General features: G+C 69.7%; 2 protein-coding genes and 1 riboswitch. Of the genes, one reads left to right on the top strand and one right to left on the bottom strand.

The window, feature by feature from the left end:
• Positions 1-246: 246 nt before the first annotated feature.
• On the bottom strand, positions 247-633 hold the full coding sequence (locus tag AVW09_RS14700) for a YrdB family protein (protein ID WP_063258768.1): 387 nt from the start codon (positions 631-633) through the stop codon (positions 247-249).
• 94 nt (positions 634-727) lie between these two features.
• Positions 728-813, top strand: a riboswitch (ZMP/ZTP riboswitch).
• Between the two features lie 58 nt (positions 814-871).
• Here AVW09_RS14700 and glyA point away from each other — a divergent pair.
• A complete protein-coding gene (gene glyA, locus AVW09_RS14695; protein WP_063258767.1) occupies positions 872-2,146 on the top strand; it encodes a serine hydroxymethyltransferase in 1,275 nt (424 codons plus the stop codon).
• Positions 2,147-2,158: the final 12 nt, after the last annotated feature.

Below are 2,158 nucleotides of genomic sequence, written 5' to 3'. Positions count from 1 at the left end.
GGATGCCGATCCACAGTCCCGAGCGGTTCTTCCGCTTCGCGGGCTCGGCAGGAGCCCAGGCGTAGGTGACGCCGTCGGTGCCGTTCGCGCCGTCGGTCATAAGTGAACCCCCCAGGAAGTCAGTCTTCCCATGGTAAGAGGGGGATCCTGCGGTCCGACCGTGAGCATTGTCACGTTCTGGTTACGCCGACGGCACCCCGCCTGGAAAGCGAAGACCGCGCCCGGCGAGAGCAGTTCGGGGAGGACTCAGCCCAGTCGGCGCCGACCGTTCAGCGCTCCGACGGTCACGGCGACGATCGCGAAGATCAGCCCGATCCACGCCTGTCCCATGCTCCACCAGGCGATGGTCGCCGCCGCGTACACGAACAGTTCGACGATCGCGCGGACGAACGGGTGCACGGCGAGCACCGCGCGCGGCGAGACGAACAACGCCCACACGAGCAACGCCAGCAGCGGCGCGCCGATGCCGGCGACGATGTTCCACGGGAACGGCCAGCCGGTGAAGCCCCAGATCGCGAGCGTCACGAACGCGACGACACCGCACAGAACGCTGCCGATCTCGACCGCGGTCGGGCGCGGGCGCATGCCGGGGGCGAGGGGCGCCTGCGCGCTGACGTGGGGAGTGTCGGTCACCCCGCCATTTTACGCGGGCGAGGGAGGTCGGCATCCGGGATACCTCGCGGGCGAGGCGTTCTCCCGGGCGCGTCGCGGGCGAAACCGGGTAGGGTGAGGGCGTCGCGACTGGCGTTGAGGTGGGGAACCACCGGGGAGCGACCGCTTGACGGTATTCGACCGCACGCCTGGGTCGGTGCGGTAACTCCCAGGGCTCGCCCGAGCCTGCGGCATCCGGAACCATCGTCAAGGAGATCGCATGACCGATCCGTACTTCAACGCCCCGCTCTCGGAGGTCGACCCCGAGATCGCCCAGGTGCTCGAGCGCGAGCTCGACCGCCAGCGCGGCTATCTCGAGATGATCGCGTCCGAGAACTTCGTCCCGGTCTCGGTGCTCCAGTCGCAGGGGTCGGTGCTGACCAACAAGTACGCCGAGGGCTACCCGGGTCGCCGCTACTACGGCGGCTGCGAAGAGGTCGACGTCGCCGAGGAGCTCGCGATCGAGCGCGCGAAGGCGCTGTTCGGTGCGGGTTTCGCCAACGTCCAGCCGCACTCCGGTGCCTCCGCGAACGCCGCCGTGCTGCACGCCATCGCCCGTCCCGGCGACACGCTGCTCGGCCTCGCCCTCGACCAGGGCGGCCACCTGACGCACGGCATGAAGATCAACTTCTCGGGCCGCCTGTACGACATCGTCGCGTACGGCGTCGACCCCGAGACCTCGATCATCGACATGGACGAGGTGCGTCGTCTCGCGCTCGAGCACAAGCCGAAGGTCATCATCGCGGGCTGGTCGGCATACCCGCGTCAGCTCGACTTCGAAGCCTTCCGCGCGATCGCCGACGAAGTCGGCGCGTACCTGTGGGTCGACATGGCGCACTTCGCCGGTCTCGTCGCCGCGGGCGTCCACCCGAGCCCGATCCCGCACGCGCACGTCGTGTCCACGACGGTGCACAAGACGATCGGCGGCCCCCGCTCGGGCCTGATCCTCACCAACGACGCCGACCTGGCCAAGAAGATCAACACCGCGGTCTTCCCCGGTCAGCAGGGCGGTCCGCTCATGCACGTCATCGCGGCGAAGGCGACGGCGTTCAAGCTCGCGAAGACGCCCGAGTTCAAGGAGCGTCAGGAGCGCACCCTCCGCGGGGCGTCGATCCTCGCCGACCGCCTCACCCAGGACGACGTGAAGGCGGCGGGCATCGCGGTCCGTTCCGGCGGCACCGACGTGCACCTCGTGCTCGTGGACCTCCGCGAGGCCGAGATCGACGGCAAGCAGGCCGAAGACCTCCTGCACGAGATCCACATCACGGTCAACCGCAACGCCGTCCCCAACGACCCGCGTCCGCCGATGGTCACGTCCGGTCTGCGCATCGGCACCCCGGCCCTCGCGACCCGCGGCTTCGGCGACGCGGAGTTCACCGAGGTCGCTGACATCATCGCCCTCGCCCTGCTGCCGGGTGCCGACCTCGAGGCGCTCCGCGCTCGTGTAGCCGCGCTCACGGCCGCCTTCCCGCTGTACCCCGGCCTGCAGCAGTGATCCCCGCCGGGG

This window comes from Microbacterium sp. T32, from assembly GCF_001619615.1.
In the GTDB taxonomy this organism is placed as follows: domain Bacteria; phylum Actinomycetota; class Actinomycetes; order Actinomycetales; family Microbacteriaceae; genus Microbacterium.
This window is presented reverse-complemented; position numbering and strand designations above follow the sequence as displayed.

Bases quoted from the DNA above. Each gene is read 5' to 3' on its own strand.
- glyA (WP_063258767.1), top strand. From the start codon at position 872: ATGACCGATCCGTACTTCAACGCCCCGCTCTCGGAGGTCGACCCCGAG.